This is a genomic window from Streptomyces sp. NPDC025638, assembly GCF_055558775.1.
Genome location: NZ_JBVHLX010000072.1, coordinates 1 through 1,583, shown reverse-complemented (window position 1 = coordinate 1,583; position 1,583 = coordinate 1). Strand labels below are relative to the sequence as shown.

Annotated in this window: 1 protein-coding gene; it reads right to left on the bottom strand. The window is 70.6% G+C overall.

Annotated features, from left to right (window positions below):
- Nucleotides 1-10: 10 nt before the first annotated feature.
- Nucleotides 11-1,456, bottom strand: coding sequence for an NF041680 family putative transposase (locus tag ACZ4EG_RS46615; protein ID WP_467795062.1), 1,446 nt, complete (start codon nt 1,454-1,456; stop codon nt 11-13).
- Nucleotides 1,457-1,583 lie beyond the last annotated feature (127 nt).

Here is a 1,583-nt window from a genome sequence, read left to right as displayed (position 1 = left end):
AGCTTGGCGTTTATCCTCGGCGGGTTTCGTGTTCCTTGATCGTGTCGGCGCGTTTGACGGTCTTGCCGACGTCGTGACGCTTGGCTCGGTGTCTGTTTCTCGAGCCGGGAGGCCGTCCCGGGCCTGGCCTGGTCGGTTTCGGTGCGGCTGCCGGGCGGGCCACGGTGGGTCGGAGGTTGCGAAACCCGCGGCGGACGCGGGCGGGGGTGAGGCGCCGTGGTTCGGTGCGGCGTTCCCAGGGGCGGCGCAGGTCCTCGGCGAGCGGGCGGGCGAGGCGGAGCTGGGTGTGGGCGACGATGACGAGCCAGGTCCACAGGTCGGCGGTGTCGGCGCGGCGGACCTTCGGGGCGGTCCACCCGAGCGTCTGCTTCATCAGCCGGAAAGTGTGCTCCAGGTCGAATCTGCGGAGGAACGCCTGCCACCACAGGTCCACCTGGACGCTTGTGGCGGCGGTGGCGGAGCACCAGAGCCAGACCGGTTTCGGGTCACGGTCGCCCGGCAGGCGCTCGACCTGCAGCCGCACCAACGTGCCGTGCAGGATGGGCAGTTCCTCCTGGGTGTGGTCCAGCCAGGGGCCGCGGTGGGTGAGCCTTGGGTGCATCCGGTCCCAGGTGGTCGCCCGGGCCTTGCCGTAGCGTGTGGTGTCCGTGACCGTGGTGACGTCGGGCTCGTGCCAGGTGTCGGGCTTGGCGAAGGAGAGGACGCCGCCGTGCCGGCGGGGCCGTCCGCCTTTCGGGCCGGACCGGGCCGGGCCCGGGTCGCGGAGCATGACGCGGTCCGAGCGCAGCCGTCCGACCAGCACGACCGGCAGATCCGCCAGGGCGTGCGAGAGGTAGGCGACGTCGTAGCCGGAGTCCATCACGATCAGGATCTCGGGATCGCCCGGCTGCCAGTGCCCGGCATGCGTCAACCGGTCGATCACAGCGCGTAGTTGGGCGGCGGTGACGGCGGTCGCGTCGTCCGCCGGCCCGAGGCGGACAGCGTCCAGCAGCGCGACCCAGGAGGTGCGGCCGGTCTCCAGCGCGCCGACGAAGGAGTACGGCCATCCGGGAACCAGCTGGTCCGTCTTGCGCTCCCCACGTCCGTAGACGTGGCAGAACAGCCTCTCGTTGCTGGTGGGGGCGTCCGGACGCAACCAGTGGGACACATCCACGGCCAGCACGACCCTGCCGTCGGCCGCTCTTGGCAGCGGCAGGCCGGCCAGGGCCCGGCGCAACCGCGTCGGCTCCACCCAGCCCCGGTCCAGAGCGGCGTACAGGGCGCCGTGCCCACGCCGGTGCTCGGCCACCAGCGACAGCTCGACCAGTGTCTTGACCGGCCCGTCCGTACACAGCACCGCGTCCGTGAGCTCGAAGAGCGCATCCGCTCGAGCGTAGAGGCATTCGTAGAACTCGACCCGAAAGCGGGACAACACGTCCAATGCCGCACCTGCGGACGCGTCGACAGACAGACTCATGGGCAGCGGCCGTTCTCTCGTGCTCCGTTACTCGACATCTCGAAGCGTGGAGAACGGCCGCGTCCGCTGTCCCGGGAAGAGCCGCAGATCAGCAGGTCGGGTGACCTGCGACGATAAACGCCAAGCT

Bases quoted from the DNA above. Each gene is read 5' to 3' on its own strand.
- ACZ4EG_RS46615 (WP_467795062.1), bottom strand. From the start codon at position 1,456: ATGAGTCTGTCTGTCGACGCGTCCGCAGGTGCGGCATTGGACGTGTTG.